The sequence below is a fragment of the Bradyrhizobium sp. BR 1432 genome, from assembly GCF_051547705.1.
Lineage (GTDB): Bacteria > Pseudomonadota > Alphaproteobacteria > Rhizobiales > Xanthobacteraceae > Bradyrhizobium > Bradyrhizobium zhanjiangense.
Window position 1 is genome coordinate 2,999,468 of sequence record NZ_JBPUGF010000003.1, and the last position, 17,779, is coordinate 3,017,246.

10 protein-coding genes and 6 pseudogenes are annotated in these 17,779 nt (G+C 64.2%); 13 read left to right on the forward strand and 3 right to left on the reverse strand.

Annotated elements, in window-relative coordinates; translation table 11 throughout:
• Positions 1 to 12: 12 nt before the first annotated feature.
• Positions 13 to 531: a DUF2231 domain-containing protein gene (locus ACSKB8_RS14265; RefSeq protein WP_438104759.1), complete on the reverse strand. Its 519-nt coding sequence runs from the start codon at positions 529 to 531 to the stop codon at positions 13 to 15.
• Between the two features lie 458 nt (positions 532 to 989).
• Between ACSKB8_RS14265 and tolQ the strand changes: the two genes are divergently transcribed.
• The 11 genes and pseudogenes from tolQ to ACSKB8_RS14320 all read left to right on the forward strand — a co-directional run bounded on the left by tolQ (position 990) and on the right by ACSKB8_RS14320 (position 13,697).
• Positions 990 to 1,706, forward strand: coding sequence for a protein TolQ (gene tolQ / locus ACSKB8_RS14270; protein WP_028180156.1), 717 nt, complete (start codon positions 990 to 992; stop codon positions 1,704 to 1,706).
• 55 nt (positions 1,707 to 1,761) lie between these two features.
• Positions 1,762 to 2,214 (forward strand): protein TolR, encoded by a 453-nt coding sequence (tolR, locus tag ACSKB8_RS14275; protein ID WP_438104762.1) that lies wholly within the window; start codon positions 1,762 to 1,764, stop codon positions 2,212 to 2,214.
• Between the two features lie 4 nt (positions 2,215 to 2,218).
• A complete protein-coding gene (locus ACSKB8_RS14280; protein WP_438104764.1) occupies positions 2,219 to 3,178 on the forward strand; it encodes a protein TolA in 960 nt (319 codons plus the stop codon).
• Positions 3,179 to 3,219: 41 nt separating this feature from the next.
• On the forward strand, positions 3,220 to 4,566 hold the full coding sequence (gene tolB, locus ACSKB8_RS14285; RefSeq protein ID WP_370990491.1) for a Tol-Pal system beta propeller repeat protein TolB: 1,347 nt from the start codon (positions 3,220 to 3,222) through the stop codon (positions 4,564 to 4,566).
• 236 nt (positions 4,567 to 4,802) lie between these two features.
• Positions 4,803 to 7,134: pseudogene (locus tag ACSKB8_RS14290) on the forward strand (putative bifunctional diguanylate cyclase/phosphodiesterase).
• A 207-nt stretch (positions 7,135 to 7,341) separates the two neighbouring features.
• Positions 7,342 to 8,083: pseudogene (locus tag ACSKB8_RS14295) on the forward strand (N-acyl amino acid synthase FeeM domain-containing protein).
• Positions 8,084 to 8,340: 257 nt separating this feature from the next.
• Positions 8,341 to 8,829: a peptidoglycan-associated lipoprotein Pal gene (gene pal / locus ACSKB8_RS14300; RefSeq protein WP_035704649.1), complete on the forward strand. Its 489-nt coding sequence runs from the start codon at positions 8,341 to 8,343 to the stop codon at positions 8,827 to 8,829.
• 187 nt (positions 8,830 to 9,016) lie between these two features.
• Positions 9,017 to 10,096 (forward strand): annotated as a pseudogene (gene ybgF, locus ACSKB8_RS14305) (tol-pal system protein YbgF).
• An 81-nt stretch (positions 10,097 to 10,177) separates the two neighbouring features.
• Positions 10,178 to 11,236, forward strand: a complete 1,059-nt coding sequence (gene tilS, locus ACSKB8_RS14310; protein ID WP_438104765.1) for a tRNA lysidine(34) synthetase TilS — start codon at positions 10,178 to 10,180, stop codon at positions 11,234 to 11,236.
• Between the two features lie 300 nt (positions 11,237 to 11,536).
• Positions 11,537 to 13,458, forward strand: a pseudogene (ftsH, locus tag ACSKB8_RS14315) (ATP-dependent zinc metalloprotease FtsH).
• Complete coding sequence (locus ACSKB8_RS14320) at positions 13,455 to 13,697, forward strand: hypothetical protein (RefSeq protein WP_438104767.1); 243 nt, start codon at positions 13,455 to 13,457, stop codon at positions 13,695 to 13,697. Before ftsH ends, ACSKB8_RS14320 begins: the two are co-directional and overlap by 4 nt.
• A 142-nt stretch (positions 13,698 to 13,839) precedes the next feature.
• On the opposite strand, the gene ACSKB8_RS14325 is transcribed toward ACSKB8_RS14320, so the two are convergent.
• Positions 13,840 to 14,706, reverse strand: coding sequence for an alpha/beta fold hydrolase (locus ACSKB8_RS14325; protein WP_438104769.1), 867 nt, complete (start codon positions 14,704 to 14,706; stop codon positions 13,840 to 13,842).
• Positions 14,707 to 14,828: 122 nt separating this feature from the next.
• A pseudogene (locus ACSKB8_RS14330) lies at positions 14,829 to 14,987 on the reverse strand (EamA family transporter); the annotation flags it as partial.
• Positions 14,988 to 15,235: 248 nt separating this feature from the next.
• Between ACSKB8_RS14330 and ACSKB8_RS14335 the strand changes: the two are divergent.
• Both ACSKB8_RS14335 and ACSKB8_RS14340 read left to right on the forward strand, forming a co-directional pair.
• The gene (locus ACSKB8_RS14335) at positions 15,236 to 16,153 is read left to right on the forward strand and encodes an NADP-dependent oxidoreductase (RefSeq protein WP_438104770.1); all 918 of its coding nucleotides are present in this window, start codon (positions 15,236 to 15,238) and stop codon (positions 16,151 to 16,153) included.
• 251 nt (positions 16,154 to 16,404) lie between these two features.
• A pseudogene (locus tag ACSKB8_RS14340) lies at positions 16,405 to 17,758 on the forward strand (transposase).
• Positions 17,759 to 17,779: the final 21 nt, after the last annotated feature.

Below are 17,779 nucleotides of genomic sequence, written 5' to 3' on the forward strand. Positions count from 1 at the left end.
TGCGCGCCTCGCTCAGGCGGCCCGCCGGTCGCTCTCGCCGCCATGAGGCGGCATGACCGGCTCCGAGCTGGTCTGGCCTGGCGCGTCCAGCACCGCGACGTGATACCGGTGCACCATCTCCCAGCCCTTCCACCCCGTGAACAGGAGGATGCCGACGACGATGAGCGACAGCACCACACCCCACGGCTTGACCGCAGCTTCAGTGCCTTGCGCGTAACGGAGATAGAAGTTGACCAGCGCCAGCACGACCGCCGCGAGATTGCCGACCATGTGATACCAGGCATCTTCGAGGCTGCGGATCCGGGGCTCGCTCAAGAAGTCGGTAAAACCGGCTACGGCAGCAACGAGCGCCATGACGATGCCGGCCCCGATCAGCCAGATCGCGGCGCGAGCCCAGAAGGCATCGCCGGTTCCGATGAAGGCCAAGTCGGCGATCGGCGCAGCGACCAGGAAGGCGACGGGGAACGGAATCGGCATGGGGTGCAGGGGGTGATCGCCGATCGCGGCGGTCGTTTTGGGGTTGATGCTCATGGCAAAACCTCGCCAAAGATGAATTTCCGGGACAACTTTTCCGGGCGAGGGCTGGTTCCTGCAGGCACGGGGGCGCTCCTCATCCCATGTGCGGGGAGGAAGCGGAACTCTCGTGTCCCGGACGCAGCGGACCCTGTCCACCCCCATCCCCCTGCGCTGCCTGCCTTTCCCGCAGCCAAATTCGTCCGCGGTAACCCCGCATTAACCAACGCCGGGCTCTGGTAATTGCGGACAGTCGCGCCCGAAGCCGTGTCGAGGCCCATAGTTTTGACATCTTGGCGGGGAATGCAGGCGGCCGGCTTTGGAGAGCCTTTTGGACGAGCCCTGCACCCCAAAAAACCAAGGCTTTGAGCGGGCTTGCCGGCCGCGCCGGTTCTAGCGCGGCTGTTAGAGGACACCGGCCGCCATTTGCTGGCCGAAGGACATTAGGTAACGATCGCCTTGAGAGGATACTGCTTATGAATCCGGCCGACGTGGCTCAGTCAGCCCTTCCGGTTGCTGCCTCCGCCGACGTGTCGCTGATTGCGCTGTTCTGGCAGGCTCACTGGATCGTGAAGGCGGTGATGCTGGGACTTCTGTCCTGCTCGGTCTGGGTCTGGGCGATCGCCATCGACAAGATCTTTCTTTACGCGCGCACACGGCGCTCGATGGATCGTTTCGAGCAGGCCTTCTGGTCCGGCGAGTCGATCGAGGAGCTCTATCGCACGCTTTCGGCCAAGCCGACCCATTCCATGGCGGCCTGCTTCGTGGCGGCGATGCGCGAATGGAAGCGTTCCTTCGAGAGCCATGCCCGCTCGGTCGCGGGCTTGCAGATGCGCATCGACAAGGTGATGAACGTCTCGATCGCGCGCGAGGTCGAGCGGCTGGAACGCCGGCTGCTGGTGCTCGCGACCGTCGGCTCCGCCGGCCCCTTCGTCGGCCTGTTCGGCACCGTCTGGGGCATCATGTCGAGCTTCCAGTCGATCGCGGCGTCGAAAAACACCTCTCTGGCGGTGGTGGCCCCCGGTATCGCGGAGGCCCTGTTTGCGACCGCCGTCGGTCTCATCGCCGCCATTCCTGCCACTATTTTCTACAATAAGTTCACGTCCGAGGTGAATCGGCAGGCCCAGCGGCTCGAAGGCTTCGCCGATGAATTTTCCGCCATTCTGTCACGTCAGATCGACGAGCGGGGCTGACGGAGGGCATGTATGACGGCATGTATAGTGTGAAGGGCAATTTGGGCACCAGACCATGGGCATGAACGTCGCGAGTTCGTCCGGAGGCGGCGGGCGCCGCAGCCGGCGCAAGCCGGTCATGGCCGAGATCAACGTCACCCCCATGGTCGACGTGATGCTGGTGCTGCTCATCATCTTCATGGTGTCGGCGCCGCTGCTCACCGTCGGCGTGCCGCTCGATCTGCCGCAGACCCAGGCCAAGAGCCTTGAGCAGAACGACCAGAAACCGATCCAGATGTCGGTCGATATCAAGGGCAAGGTGTTCATCAACGACGCCGAGATCGCGATCAACGAGCTTGTGCCGAAGCTCAAGGCGATCACGGACGCCCGCGGCGGGCTCGAGGAACGCATCTATCTGCGTGCCGACAAGAAAGCGGATTACGGCACGGTGGCCAAGGTGATGGGCCTGTTGTCCGGCGCCGGATTCAAGAAGCTGGCGCTCGTCACGGAAGCGGATCAGGGGTCCTAGGCCAGTGAAGGTGAACGTCGACAAGACACTCGTTGCGTCGATCGCCCTCCATGTCCTCGTGCTGGGATGGGGGCTCGTCACCTTTAGCAGCAAGGCCTACATCGCGCCGGAGGAGTCGCTTCCGGTCGACATCATCTCCACCGATCAGCTCGCGAAGATGATGGCGGGGCAGAAGACCGGCAAGAAGGAAGAGCTGAAGCCGAAGGTCGAGAAGATCGCGGAGCCCAAGCCGGAGGAAGACGCCGTCGGCAAGGTCACCGAGAAGAAAGAGCTGATCAAGACCAATTCGCAGCCGGAGCCGCCGCCGAAGCCGGTCGAGAAACCGGTGGAGAAGAAGCCCGAGCCGCCCAAGCCCGTGGCCGAGACCAAGCCGAAGGAAGAGCCGAAGCCGCAGGAAAAGAAGCCTGATCCGGCCAAGGAAGATCCGATCGCCGAGCTCCAGAAGAAGCTGGAGACGAAGAAGCCGCCGCCGAAGCCCGTCGAGCAGAAGGTCGCGGCGGTGCAGCCTCAGCAGCAGCCGAAGCCGAAGGAGCGTACCTTCGACCCCGCGCAGATCCAGCGCGATCTCGACAAGCGCGCCGCGACCCGGCATGAGCTCGCCGGCTCGGCCCTGAATGCGTCGGCATCGCTAGGAGCGGCGACCGGGACCGCCGCAAACAACGTCGCGACCTGGCGCGGTGCATTCCAGGGCGCGGTCAAGCGCTGCTTCACGCCGACCTATAACGGGCAAGACGCCGACCAGTATGAAGCCGACATCGACATTCCCATGAAGATCGACGGATCGCTGGCGGCCGAGCCGATCGTCGTCGCGGTGCGAGGACCGTCGCGGTCGATCGCCCAGGCGGTGGCGGAGAGCGCCAAGCGCGCCATCGTGCAGTGCCAGGTCTATTCGTTCATGCCGAAGCAGCAGTACGAGAGCTGGAAGCTCATTCCGATGACTTTCGGTCTGAAAGATATGTTGTGACATCCGAACAAAAGAATTTTGCGATGAATGATGCCCGTTCGATGAACCGCCGCCGCTTCATGACCGTCACCGGATCGGCACTCGCGATGCTCGGGGGTGGACACGCTTTGGCCCAGGGGCAGCCGCGGCTTCGCATCGATCCTACCGAATTCCAGCCGGTCCCGATCGCCATCACCAATTTCCTGCCGGGCTCGCCGTCCGACGGCGACGTCGGCAACGGCGTCACGCAAGTGATCACCAACAATCTGAAGCGCTCAGGCCTGTTCGCGCCGATCGACCAGGCCGCCTTCATCGAGCGCATCAGCAACATCGACGTCGCGCCGCAATTCCAGAACTGGAAGACCATCAACGCGCAGGCCCTCGTCACCGGTCGCATGACGCGGCAGCCGGACGGCCGCCTCAAGGCTGAATTTCGCCTCTGGGACGTGGTCTCCGGCCAGCAGCTCGCCGGCCAGCAATATTTCACCTCGCCGGAATACTGGCGGCGCATCGCCCACATCATCTCCGACCAGATCTACGAGCGGATGACCGGCGAGAAGGGCTATTTCGACAGCCGCGTGGTGTTCGTGGACGAGAGCGGGCCGAAGGAGCGCCGCGTCAAGCGGCTCGCGATGATGGACCAGGACGGCGCTAATGTGCGCTATCTGACGCGCGGCTCCGACCTCGTGCTGACGCCGCGCTTCTCGCCGAACTCGCAAGAGATCACTTATATGGAGTTCGGCCAGGGCGATCCGAAGGTCTATCTGTTCAACATCGAGACCGGCCAGCGCGAGATCGTCGGCAATTTCCCGGGCATGACCTTTGCGCCGCGGTTCTCGCCGGACGGCCAGCGCGTCATCATGAGCTTGCAGCAGGGCGGCAATTCCAACCTGTTCGTGATGGATCTGCGCTCGCGCTCGACCACGCGCCTCACCGACACGCCGGCGATCGACACTTCTCCTTCTTATTCTCCAGATGGCGCCCGCATCTGCTTCGAATCCGATCGCGGCGGCAGGTCGCAGATCTACGTGATGGCCGCGGGTGGTGGGCAGGCGCAGCGCATCTCGTTCTCCAAGGACGACACCAACGCCACCTATTCGACGCCGGTGTGGTCGCCGCGCGGCGACTACATCGCCTTCACCAGGCAGGGCGGCGGGCAGTTCTCGATCGGCGTCATGAAGCCGGACGGCAGCGGCGAGCGGCTGCTCACCTCCGGGTTCCACAACGAGGGGCCGACCTTCTCGCCGAACGGCCGCGTGCTGATGTTCTTCCGTGATCCCGGCGGCAATGCCGGACCGTCGCTGTACACCGTCGACATCTCCGGCCGCAACGAGCTGAAGGTGCCGACGCCGGGCTTCGCCTCCGACCCGGCATGGTCGCCGCTACTGTCCTCGACGGCAGGTCAATAGATCGCGCCTCTGGACGCGCGATGTTATCGAAAAAGCGTCCAGTTTTTTTCGGGTTCGGTGAGGAAAGCAAGCTTTCCTTCACCTTGCGCTCGGCAAGGCTTGCCTAGCTGCTTGAAATATCAGCAGAAACAGATTCGCTATTGCCGAAAAACAACTCGACTTTAACGATGTTCCCTCAGAAAGGCTTCATCTGGTCTGGGTAAGACTACGCGCCAAACAGGACGCGTAGCAACTCAATGCAGCTGGCCGACCAGAAGCAGAGCGATCGAGACGAGCTGGAGCCGATACTCTACGCCGCTCTCATCAACTCTATGGTGCAGAATTTCTGGGCGATCTTCCTCGGCTCGGCCTCCGCGGCCGTGGCCGCGGTGATGACTGCGCTGAAGACCGGCGACGTGTTGCTGTGGCCGATCGCGTTTCTGATCATTGCCATCGGCACCGGGCGCGCGTTTCAGATGCGCCCCTACGAAAACCGCGTGCCGGGCTTGACGTTCCAGCAGGCCAAGCATCTGGAGCCGCGCTATTGGTTCGGCGCGCTCGTCTACGCCGCGGTCATCGGCGTGTGGTGCTTCGTCGTGATCTTCAACAACGACGACGCGGTCGCGAACATGCTCTGCGTCGCCGTCACGGTCGGCTACACCGCCGGCGGCGCCGCCCGCAATTACGGCCAGCCCAGGGTCGTACAGTGGCACGTCGCGCTCGCCTGCGGTCCGATGTCGCTCGCCTTGCTGCTGCACGGCGGATTCTACTATATCGGACTTGCGATCCTGCTCGTGCTGTTCTTCATCGCGCTGAAGAACATCGACCTCAGCCTGCACGCGATCTTCGTCAAGGCGCTGACCTCGAGCTTCCGCGAATCCGCGCTGGCCAGCCAGTTCGACACCGCGCTCAACAACATGCCGCACGGCTTGTGCATGTTTCGCGCCGATCGGCGCCTCGCCGTGATGAACCACCGCTTCAGCGAGCTGATGGCGCTGCCCGAGGACCTCGTCAAGCGCGGCGCCACGGCCGCCGACATCGCCTCGGCCTGCGTCGCTGCCGGGTCGATCTCGCCGGAGAGCGGCAATCAGATCTTGTCCGAGATCGAGAAGGCGCGAATCTCCGAGATCGTCACCGCCGATCCGGATCAGGCGCGCGGCCGCACGCTGGCCTGGACGTTCCAGCCGATGACCGGCGGCGGCACGGTATTGCTGCTGGAAGACATCACCGAACGCACCAGCGCCGAAGCTCGGATCAGCCATCTCGCCCGCTATGACGAGCTCACGGCGCTGCCCAACCGCGTCAGCTTCCGCGACGAGATCGAGCGGCTGCTGGCGCATTCGCGTCATTCCGAACGGCTCTCGGCGCTGCTGTTCGTCGACCTCGATCAATTCAAGCAGGTTAACGACACGCTCGGCCATCCCTGCGGCGACCAGCTGCTGTGTGCGGTCGCCAACCGCCTGCGCGAGATGTTGCGGCCGGAGGATTTCGTCGCCCGCTTCGGCGGCGACGAATTCGTCGTGTTCCAGCAGAACATCTCCTCGCCCGAAGACGCAGCTAGTCTCGCCCGCCGCATCGTCGAGCGGCTGAGCGAGCGCTATCGCATCGACAATCATCTGGTCGAGATCGGCGCCAGCGTCGGCATCGCGCTGACCTCGCCCGATGGCACCAGCGCCGATACGCTGCTCAAGAACGCCGACATGGCGCTGTACCGCGCCAAGGCCGACGGCCGCGGCACCTTCTGCTTCTTCCGCGACGAGATGGCGGCGACCGTCGAGGCCCGCCGCATCCTCGAGCTCGACCTGCGCAAGGCGCTCGCCAACGAGGAGTTCGAGCTGTTCTATCAGCCGCTGGTCAATCTGAAGTCCGGCAAGATCACCACCTGCGAAGCGCTGCTGCGTTGGAATCATCCGGTGCGCGGCACCGTCTCGCCGGTCGACATCATCCCGGTCGCCGAGGACATGGGCCTGATCGTCGATCTCGGCCGCTGGATCCTGCGCCGCGCCTGCATGGAATGCATGAAGTGGCCGGAGGGCGTCAGCGTCGCCGTCAACTTCTCGCCGCAGCAATTCCACCAGCGCGAACGTGCTGAGCGAAATCCGCTACGCGTTGGAGGTCTCGGGGCTTCCGGCCCATCGCCTGGAGATCGAGATCACGGAATCCTCGCTGCTGCGCAACACCCAGCTCACGCACGACATCCTGTCGCAACTGCATGCGCTCGGCGTGCGCATCTCGCTCGACGATTTCGGCACCGGCTATTCCAGCCTCAGCTATCTGCACAATTTCCCGATGCAGAAGGTGAAGATCGACCGCTCCTTCCTCGAAGGCATCGACACCGACCGGCCGCTGACGCTGCTGCGCGGCGTAGCGCGGCTGTCCGCCGACCTCGGCATGTCCGTCGTGGTCGAGGGCATCGAGACCAACGAGCAGCTCGAGCTGATCAGCGCCGACGGCACCGTCTCCGAGGGGCAGGGCTATCTGTTTAGCCGCCCGGTGCCCGCGGTGCGGATGCGCCAGCTCCTCAACGCCTCGCATGGACGCCGGGGTGACAGCGCGCTCCAGGTCGCCTTCTCGCGCTCCTTCGCTTAAGACCGCCTCTCAAAGAATTTCCTGTCGATTCAGTCTGTTGCCGGCCACCGTAGTGCTACGGTGGTTAACCCTAATCGTTCGATTGCTTTGCATAGATGTTAAGAAGCTGTTAATAAATCATGACGCGCGTGGAAGTTGTTCCGGAGAAATCCTCCTTTCTTGCGCGCGTTTGCAGTGAGCGATGTGGGTTGTGGGTAAGGAGTTGGGATGCAGTCCTCGGCCAAAGCGGTCATTTCGGCTGTTGGGCGAGGGGCAGAACTCCTCACCGACCTCGACTATCATCTCGCAGAGACGGCAGACGAGAAGGAGGAGATCTACAATCTCCGCTACCGCGCCTATCGGCGCGAAGGCGCCGTCAAGGAATCGGCGGACGCACGGGTCACCGACCGCTACGACGAACTGCCGAACGCGTGGACCTTCGGCGTCTATCTCAACGGCGAGCTCTGCAGCTCCGTGCGCATCAGCGTGCTGACCTCGGAATGGCGCGAGCTCCACCTCGGCCGACGTCTTCCCCGAGATCCTGCTGCCGCGGCTCGACCGCGGCGAGGTCATGATCGACCCGACCCGCTTCGTCGCCGATCCCGACCAAGTCAAACGCGTCCCGGAATTGCCCTATCTGACGACGCGCCTCGCCTACATGGCCTGCGAGCATTTTAATGCCGATCTCGGCCTTGCGATCGTGCGCCCCGAGCACCAGGCCTTCTACCGCCGGGTGTTCCTGCACCAGACCATCGCCGAGCCCCGGCTGGTTCCCGGTCTCACCAAGCCGTTCGGGCTGATGGCGGCGGACTTCCCGACCTTCCGCAAGAAGGTGTTCGAGCGCTATCCGATCATGCGGTCGACCGCCTTCGAGCGGCGGATGCTGTTCGGGCGCGGTGGTCAGCGCCAGGCGCCGCAACGGTCCGTTCCGCAGCGGCCGGTGTTCGTGGCGGACGCCGTTCACGCCTGATTCCGAAGCGGCGTCTCGGGCCGCCGTACGCCTTTCGGCCTAGAATCCCGGCAAAAAACAGTGCTGTGCCCGCTGGCGCGGCTTGCCTTCACCCTCGCGCCACATTTACAACCCATTAACCATCATGGGTGCTTTTCGCTGGTTGGGGGCATTTGATCGGCTGAGGCAAGGTTCCGTCAAGGTTGACGGAACGTTCGCTTAACCAACCCCCTGTAGACCGGACAGCAGTGGACTAACGCGAGCGTGGAGGCTCCGGAATGAAACATCCTATGCGTATCCTCCAGGGATTGAAGCTGGTCGCGGTGCTTGCCGTCGCGCTGTCGATGGGCGCCTGCGCCAACAAGAATGCTGCGACGGATGCGATGGCCAACGCGGCGACGCCGGGCAGCCAGCAGGACTTCGTCGTCAACGTGGGTGACCGCGTGTTCTTCGAAAGCGACCAGACCGATCTGACCCCGCAGGCGATCGTGACCCTGGAGAAGCAGGCGCAATGGCTCCAGACCTATCCGCGCTACAGCTTCACCATCGAAGGTCATGCCGACGAGCGTGGCACCCGCGAATATAACATCGCGCTCGGCGCCCGCCGCGCCCAGTCGGTGCGTTCGTTCCTCGCCTCGCGCGGCATCGATCCGAACCGCATGCGCACGATCTCCTACGGCAAGGAGCGGCCGGTCGCGGTCTGTAACGACATCTCCTGCTGGTCGCAGAACCGGCGCGCCGTCACCGTCCTGAACGCGAGCTCCTGACGTTCAGTCAGGCGCCGTTCAGCTTCAGAACTGGATGATGCCGGCGCCCTCTCGGGCGCCGGTTTCGTTTCAGCATTCTGTGACAGAAACCCCTTGGTACCAGTCACATTTTTGGCGTACTCCACTTCAATGTGTGGCGCGTCAAATGTTCCGTCGCAGGCCATTTCGCTTTTGTCGTCAGGGCAAGATGTCATCCAGATTTAAGGTCTTTACCGGCACCGCGGCGATCGCCGCGCTGCTCTCCTTGTGCTCGCCCGCACTTGCGCAGTCGGTCTTGGCGCAGTCGGATGATGCCGACCCCGAGATGCGGATCGAGCGGCTGGAGAACCAGCTGCGCCAACTCACCGGTCAGAACGAAGAGCTGCAATATCGCAACCGCCAGCTCGAGGAGCGGCTGCGGGCGCTCGAAGGCGGCGCGCAAGGCGCGCCCGGACAGGCGCCCAATGTCGCGGCGATGCCGCCCGCCCAGATCGCACCAAGTCAGGTCGCGCCGGGCTATCGCCAGCAGCAGCCGCAGCAGCAGGCCGTGCAGCCGAATTACGAGCAGCCGCAGATCGCCGCTCCCGCGCCGATCGTTCAGGAGCAGCCGGCGCCCGGCGCACCCGGCACGCGCCGCCGCGGCGACGCCTTCGATCCGAACCAGAACCCGAACGCGCCCGGCGCGCCGCGTGCGCTCGGCGGCGGTCAGCAGCCGATGCCGGCAGGAGCTCCCAGTGGTGCCCCTGGCGGACGCGGTGCCGGCGAACCGCTCGATCTCGCCAACACCAGCCCCCGCTATCAGCAACAGGCCGCTCCCCGGCCGCGCAGCCCGGCTATCCGCCGGCCCAATCCGGCCGTCCCGCGCCATCAGGCGGCGCTGGCCTGACGACGCTGCCGCCATCAGCAACGCCGCGCGACGAGTTCGACCTCGGCATCGGCTACATGCAGCGCAAGGACTATGCGCTCGCCGAGCAGACCATGAAGAATTTTGCGCAGAAATATCCGAGCGACCCGCTGCTCGGCGACGCGCAATACTGGCTCGGCGAGAGCTACTTCCAGCGCCAGCAATATCGCGAACTCCGCGGAAGCGTTCCTCGCCGTCACCACCAAATACGAGAAATCGGCCAAGGCGCCGGATGCGCTGCTGCGGCTCGGCCAGTCGCTCGCCGCGCTGAAGGAGAAGGAGGCCGCCTGCGCCGCCTTCGGCGAGGTCGGCCGCAAATATCCGCGCGCCTCCGCCGGCGTCAAAGCCGCGGTCGATCGCGAGCAGAAGCGGGTGAAGTGCTGACGCGTGGCATCTAGGGTCCTGACAATGCGGATGGTGCTGCGCTAAACATCGCAATCATCCGCTGACGATTGCTGGGCCGTCATGTCAGACGACGACAATTCTCCGATCTCGGCGCGCGAGGCGAGGCGGCTGTTCGCGGGCCTGAAAGCTGCGCCGGCGCTGGTGCTCGCGGTCTCCGGCGGGCCGGACTCAGTCGCGCTGATGTGGCTCGTGGCCCGCTGGCGGCGCAGTCTTGTGCGCGGCCCGCAACTCACCGTCGTCACCGTCGATCACGGCCTGCGTCCGGAAGCGGCCCGCGAGGCGCGCGAGGTCAAGCGTCTGGCCACCGAACTCGGGCTGCCGCACCGGACCCTGCGCTGGCGTGGCGCAAAGCCGAAGACGGGACTGCCTGCCGCGGCGCGCGAGGCCCGCTACCGCCTGCTCGCACAGGCCGCGCGAGCCGTGGGCGCCAGCCACGTGCTGATGGCCCACACCCGCGACGACCAGGCCGAGACCCTGCTGATGCGAATGCTCCGCGGTAGTGGACTTGCCGGGCTGTCGGCGATGGCCAGTGTCAGCGAGCGCGACGGCATCGTGCTGGCGCGTCCGCTGCTCGACGTTCCGAAGGCGCAGCTGATCGCGACCTTGAAGCGGGCGAAGGTCGGCTTTGCCGATGACCCCACCAACCGCGACACCGCCTTCACCCGGCCGCGGCTGCGCGCGCTGCTGCCACAGCTCGCGGCCGAAGGCGGCGATGCCCGCACGCTCGTGCGGCTCGCGGCAAGGCTGGCACGCGCCAACGCGGCCGTCGAAGTGCTCGCCGACGGCGCCGAGCGCTTCCTCCGCTTGCGGGATCGCGACGTTGCGCCGCAGGCGGGCATTCGAAGCTTCGAGGCATCGGCGTTTGCCGTCCTGCCCGAGGAGGTCCGGCTGCGGCTGCTGCTGCGGGCCATCGCCGCGCTCGGGCACGAGGGGCCGGCGGAGCTCGGCAAGGTCGAAACCCTGATGTCCGCGCTTGATCGGGCCATCGCCGCAGGTCCCCGTGCAGCCGCAAATGGCCGGCCGGTCCTGAAGCAGACCCTTGCGGGAGCCTTGATCAGCCTCGCCGGCGGGCGTATCCACATCGCGCCGGCGCCGGCCCGGCGGCGCAAGGGTGCGTGAAGGGTGCATGAAGCGCGCATGAGGGCTGCATGAGGTCGGATCATGACACCGGCCGTTTCGGCTCGGCGCCGTCAGGCGACCTTAACCAGGCGGGAAAAACCCGGGCTAGGACGCCATTATTTCAGCGGGAATCGCGCTAAGATGGGATAAATAGTCCCATCTCGTTCCCTTGGCAGCGACCGGGGCGGCACCTAAATTGTATGCGTCTAACCGAGAGGATTCCTTGGGATTTCCTCGCATTGACCAAAGTAACTCCCCAAGGATCAGGGCCGCGATCCGCGCGACCACGAAGGAAGATCGATGAACGCCAATCTGCGCAATTTCGCCCTCTGGGTCATCATTGTCTTGCTGCTATTGGCATTGTTCACGCTCTTCCAGAATCCAGGTCAGCGCGCGTCCTCGCAGGACATCGCCTTCTCCCAGCTGCTGAGCGAGGTTGACCGCGGCAATGTCCGCGACGTCGTGATCCAGGGGCCCGACATCCACGGCACCTTCACCAACGGCTCGAGCTTCCAGACCTATGCGCCGAACGACCCGACGCTGGTGAAGCGGCTCTATGACAGCAAGGTGCAGATCACCGCGAAGCCGCCCGGCGACAACGTGCCGTGGTTCGTCTCGCTGCTGGTCTCCTGGCTGCCCTTCATCGCGCTGATCGGCGTGTGGATCTTCCTGTCGCGGCAGATGCAGGGCGGCGCCGGCAAGGCGATGGGCTTTGGCAAGTCGCGCGCCAAGATGCTGACCGAAGCGCATGGTCGCGTCACCTTCGAGGACGTCGCGGGCGTCGACGAGGCCAAGCAGGATCTCCAGGAGATCGTCGAATTCCTGCGCGACCCCGGCAAATTCCAGCGCCTGGGCGGCCGCATTCCGCGCGGCGTGCTGCTGGTCGGTCCTCCCGGCACCGGCAAGACCCTGATCGCGCGTGCGGTCGCGGGCGAGGCCAACGTGCCGTTCTTCACCATTTCCGGTTCCGACTTCGTCGAGATGTTCGTCGGCGTCGGCGCGAGCCGTGTCCGCGACATGTTCGAGCAGGCCAAGAAGAACGCGCCCTGCATCATCTTCATCGACGAAATCGACGCCGTCGGTCGTCACCGTGGCGCCGGTCTCGGCGGCGGCAATGACGAGCGCGAGCAGACGCTGAATCAGCTGCTGGTCGAGATGGACGGCTTCGAGGCCAACGAGGGCGTGATCCTCATTGCGGCGACCAACCGTCCTGACGTGCTCGATCCCGCGCTGCTGCGTCCGGGCCGCTTCGACCGCCAGGTCGTGGTTCCGAATCCGGATGTCGTCGGCCGCGAGCAGATCCTCAAGGTGCATGTTCGTAAAGTTCCGCTGGCGCCGGATATCAACCTCAAGACCATCGCGCGCGGCACCCCGGGCTTCTCCGGCGCCGACCTGATGAACCTCGTCAACGAAGCCGCTTTGACCGCCGCCCGCCGCAACAAGCGGATGGTGACGCAGGCCGAGTTCGAGGAGGCCAAGGACAAGGTGATGATGGGCGCCGAGCGCAAGTCGCTCGTCATGACCGAGGAAGAGAAGCTGCTGACGGCCTATCACGAGGGCGGCCACGCCATCGTCGGCCTCAACGTGCCCGCGACCGATCCGATTCACAAGGCGACCATCATCCCGCGCGGCCGTGCGCTCGGCATGGTCATGCAGTTGCCGGAGCGCGACAAGCTGTCGATGTCGCTGGAGCAGATGACCTCGCGCCTCGCCATCATGATGGGTGGCCGCGTTGCCGAAGAGCTGATCTTCGGCCGCGAGAAGGTGACCTCGGGTGCCGCCTCCGACATCGAGCAGGCCACGCGCCTTGCCCGCATGATGGTGACGCGCTGGGGCCTGTCGGAAGAGCTCGGCACCGTCTCTTACGGCGAGAACCAGGACGAGGTCTTCCTCGGCATGTCGGTGTCGCGGACGCAGAACGCCTCCGAGGCAACGGTCCAGAAGATCGATTCCGAGATCAAACGCCTGGTCGAGGAAGGCTACAAGGAAGCAACCCGCATCCTCACCGAGAAGCATGCCGACCTCGAGACGCTCGCCAAGGGCCTGCTCGAGTTCGAGACGCTGACCGGCGAGGAGATCGTCGACCTGCTCAAGGGCAAGAAGCCGAACCGCGAGTCCGTGCTGGAGCCGGCCACGCCGCGCGCCTCCGCCGTGCCCCGGCCGGTAAGTCGCGCCCGCGGCCCGATCCGGATCCCGGCCTGGAGCCGCAGCCGCAGGCGTGAGCCCCGAGCTGCAGATCGAATTGAAAAACGCGGCGGCAACGCCGCGTTTTTTGTGCGCGGTGATTTGCGACGCGGGCAATGTGGTGACCCGTCATTGCGAGCCAACGGGTCCGCGCGAAGCGCCGCCCGATGACAGGCTCCGCGAAGCAATCCAGACTGTCACCGCGGCGGGATTCTGGATTGCTTCGTCGCAAGGGCTCCTCGCAATGACGGTGTTGAGAGAGCCGCGCTCGCAATGACGATGTTGATGCAGTTGCGCTGGCAATGACGTGGCACCAGCTTCGTAGGGTGGGCAAAGGCGCACTTGCGCCGTGCCCACCATCTCTCGGAACGCACGGTCGACATGGTGGGCACGCTACGCTTTGCCCACCCTACAGCTCTTCATTTCGGCGATGCGCGCGGGCCTCCGCCACGCGCCAGGAAATGCGCGACATCCTCGTTGAACTGCTCGGGATCCTGCAAGAACGAGAAGTGACTGACCTCCGGCTGGATCAGCAGGCCGGCGCCGGGAATGTTCGCCGCCATGAACTCGGTGTTCTCGCGCTTGATCGCCTCGTCATGATCGCCATCGACGATCCAGGTCGGGACCTTGATCGCCGCGAGATCCGAAGCCGTCCATTTCGGCTGGCTCTCCCACATTTTGGTGATGTCGGCGACGAAGCTCTTGTACTCCGTCGGTGTCGGCGAGATGCGCTTGTATTCTTCGCCGGCCCTGGCGATGTAGGCGTTGAAGACGTCGCTTGAAGCGATATCCGCAACGCCTGACGGATCCGAGTTCGCCGCGAAGGCGAACAGCTTGCTCACCCGCTCCGGGTGCTTCATGGCGATGTCGAGGCCGATGATCGCGCCGTCGCTCCAGCCCACGATCGCCGCCTTCCTGATCTTGAGATGGTCAAGCAGCCCGACCACGTCCGAGGCCATGAGGTCGTAACCGTAGGGTTCCTGATTGCGGCTGCTGCGCCCATGGCCGCGGCTCTCCATGACGATGACCTGATAGTGCCGCTGCAGCGCGCGGACCTGGTGGCCCCAGTAGTTCGCATTGGCAAGACCGCCATGCAGCAACAGGACGGGCTGCCCGCGGCCGAACACCGCGTACCAGATCTTGACCCCGTTGATGGGCGCGAGACCGCTCTGCGCGGCTTTGGGCAATGTCGGCGTCGGCGGCAGGCTCAGCCATTGCGGCGCCGCCTGCGCCGCGCCGATCGAGACCATGACGAGAAGCGCGCTGACGAGATGGCGAAACTTCATGATGCGTCTTCCTGTTCGACCATTCGATATTACCGCATGATCAGGCGGGCGCGTGGGGTCGCAACATCGTGATCTCCATTGGTCGGACAGATGATGTCGATGCCATGACGCGACGTCCGTGTTCAAACGGGGCGCGCGCTCGGTCTGGCCTGTGTCGTCGCCACGCCTGACATCGCGAGCAGCCCACCGACGATCAACTTTGGCGTCATGCGCTCGCCAAGCAACAACACGCTCGACATCAAGGCAAACACCGGAAGCAGCAGGCCGAAAGGTCCATTGCGCTTGGTACAGCCAGAATCCGCAATCTTGGTACTGTTTTATGACCAGGCGCAACGCATCTATTCGCTAGCACCGGCGACTGGAGCGATCCCGATCCATCAGGCTGAGTGGGAGCTCCAGTCAATGCAGACAGTTCAGATCGCAGACACGGAGACAGGAGTTCCACACTGCCTGGCGTTTTGTCGATGGCCGGCACATCCACGCCCCCTGCAACACACTAAAGAGACAAATGACCGAGGAGATAATTCCCATGAAGGCTATCGTTGTAACGGACCGAACCGCGGGAACGGCCGCGATGAAGCTGGTGGAGCGGCCCGGGCCGCAGGCAGCGATAAACGATGTCGTCGTTCAGGTTCATGCGTCGGGATTTGTCCCGACTGAGCTGGCGTGGCCCTCGACCTGGACCGATCGCCTCGATCATGACCGAACACCGTCGATCCCTGGGCACGAGCTGGCCGGAGTGGTCGCCGCTCTCGGATATGGCACCACGGGCCTGTCGGTGGGACAGCGGGTGTTCGGCCTCGCGGATTGGTATCGCGACGGCACGCTGGCCGAGTATGTGGCGATCGAGGCTCGCAATCTCGCGCCGCTGCCGGGCGACGTCGACTTCACGGTGGGCGCGAGCCTGCCGATCTCGGGCCTGACCGCATGGCAAGGGCTGTTTCAGCACGGCCGCCTTCGCGCGGGGCAGAGCGTTCTCGCACACGGCGCGGCCGGCGCAGTCGGGTCGATGGTGACGCAACTCGCACGAGAGGCCGGCGCCTACGTCATCGGCACCGGACGTGCAGCCGACCGTCAGACGGTGCTCGACTTCGGCGCGAAGGAGTTCGTCGATCTCGACAACAACGCCCTGGAAGAGGTCGGCGAAGTCGATCTGGTATTTGATGTTATCGGCGGTGATATCCAGAAGCGGTCTGCAGGACTGATTCGAGTTGGAGGAATACTGGTGACTGTCGTCGGGCCGGCCGAGGCGCGGCCCTCCGACGGCGTGGCGGTTGACTTCGTCGTCGAGCCCGATCGTGCGCAACTGAGTGAGATCGTCCAGCGGGTACGGGATGGACGATTGCGGACGAACATCGGCAACATCTCGACGCTCGACGATGCCGTCGCCGCCTTAAATCCGACCGAGCGACGCAAGGGCAATACGATCATCCGCGTTCGTCCCTGAGCGATGCATGCCCATTGATGCACGCAGCCGGCCCGGCGCTGTCCGGGTCGGCCGGACGTTAAGCAAATGTCCGAAGCAGGTCACAAGCGGCAGTCGAAGCGAGCGAGCCCTGCGCCCGGTTTACCGCCGATAGCCGACATCACAATAGGCCCAATGTTGTTCGGCTAAGGGCCGATTCTGTTGAAAAAGACGGCTGTTGCGACGCAGAGATATCAGTGATTCAGTCTGTCTAATTGGCAGGACTGAAGATCATGATGGGGCATCGGCAAGTCGAACAGACCGCGTTGTTCTATGAGTTCTCGCTCGAAAGACATATCCCGACTGATCACTTGCTGCGGTTGATTGACAGGTTTGTCGATCTTGAACAGGTCCGGCGGGACCTGGCGCCTTTCTACAGCAGCATCGGTCGGCCTTCGATCGATCCCGAGTTGATGATCCGGATGCTCCTGATCGGTTACTGCTTCGGCATCCGATCGGAGCGGCGCCTGTGCGATGAGGTTCACCTCAATTTGGCCTACCGGTGGTTTTGCCGGCTCGGTCTGGACGGGACGGTGCCGGATCATTCGACATTCTCCAAGAACAGGCACGGCCGCTTCCGGCAGAGCGACCTCTTCCGTCGCGTGTTCGAGAGCGTGCTGCGCCGCTGCATCGAGGAACGACTGGTCGGCGGTGAGGGATTTGCAGTCGATGCGAGCCTAATCAAGGCCGATGCCAATCGGCAGAAGGGGATCGAAGGCGATAAGGGACTTCCGCCGGAGGCTGCCAGCCGAGCAATCGATGAGTATCTGGCCGGCCTTGATGATGCCGCTTTCGGAGCCGCGACCGAGGTTACCCCGAAGTTCGTATCGCCTTCCGATCCGGCGGCGCGCTGGACGGGGGCGCACGGCGGCCAAGCGTTTTTCGCCTATTCGACGAACTATCTGGTCGACATCGAGAACGCGATCATCGTCGATGTTGAGGCAACGACGGCAATCCGGCAGGCGGAGGTATTGGCCGCCAAGCGCATGATTGAGCGCTCGCTGGAGCGGTTTGATCTCTATCCGAGCCGGCTGCTCGGTGACAGCGGCTATGGCTCGGCCGAGATGCTCGCCTGGCTGGTCTATGAGCACGGGATCGAGCCGCACGTTACAGTCTTCGACAAGTCGGCCCGGCACAGACGGGATCTTCTCGCGCGACGACTTCACCTATGACCATGCTGGGGACATCTATCGTTGCCCCGGTGGCAACATTCTTACCACGACCGGAACGTTGGTGAATGATGGTGCTACCATGCTTTACCTCGCCAGCAAGCGCGATTGTGATCGATGCGCATTGAAGCCCCGATGCTGCCCCAAGCAGGCTTCACGGAGAGTGCCCCGCTCGATCTACGAGGGCGCTCGCGACATGGCGCGCCAGATCGCGAGATCGTGGGAGGGAGGCACCTCGCGCCGGCTCCGCAAGAAAATCGAGATGTTGTTCGCGCACCTCAAGCGCATTCTCAAGCTCGACCGTTTGCGTTTACGAGGTCCAAACGGCGCGCGCGACGAGTTCATCCTCGCAGCCACCGCCCAAAACCTTCGAAAGATGGCCAAGCTGATCCCGATGCCCACCCCGACGCTCGCATAGGGTCAGTAAGAGCAGTTCCGG

What these genes read in the sequence shown, in the direction of transcription:
- ACSKB8_RS14265 (WP_438104759.1), bottom strand. Translation starts at nt 531, where the DNA reads ATGAGCATCAACCCCAAAACGACCGCCGCGATCGGCGATCACCCCCTG.
- tolQ (WP_028180156.1), top strand. Translation starts at nt 990, where the DNA reads ATGAATCCGGCCGACGTGGCTCAGTCAGCCCTTCCGGTTGCTGCCTCC.
- tolR (WP_438104762.1), top strand. Translation starts at nt 1,762, where the DNA reads ATGGGCATGAACGTCGCGAGTTCGTCCGGAGGCGGCGGGCGCCGCAGC.
- tolB (WP_370990491.1), top strand. Translation starts at nt 3,220, where the DNA reads ATGAACCGCCGCCGCTTCATGACCGTCACCGGATCGGCACTCGCGATG.
- pal (WP_035704649.1), top strand. Translation starts at nt 8,341, where the DNA reads ATGAAACATCCTATGCGTATCCTCCAGGGATTGAAGCTGGTCGCGGTG.
- tilS (WP_438104765.1), top strand. Translation starts at nt 10,178, where the DNA reads ATGTCAGACGACGACAATTCTCCGATCTCGGCGCGCGAGGCGAGGCGG.
- ACSKB8_RS14325 (WP_438104769.1), bottom strand. Translation starts at nt 14,706, where the DNA reads ATGAAGTTTCGCCATCTCGTCAGCGCGCTTCTCGTCATGGTCTCGATC.
- ACSKB8_RS14335 (WP_438104770.1), top strand. Translation starts at nt 15,236, where the DNA reads ATGAAGGCTATCGTTGTAACGGACCGAACCGCGGGAACGGCCGCGATG.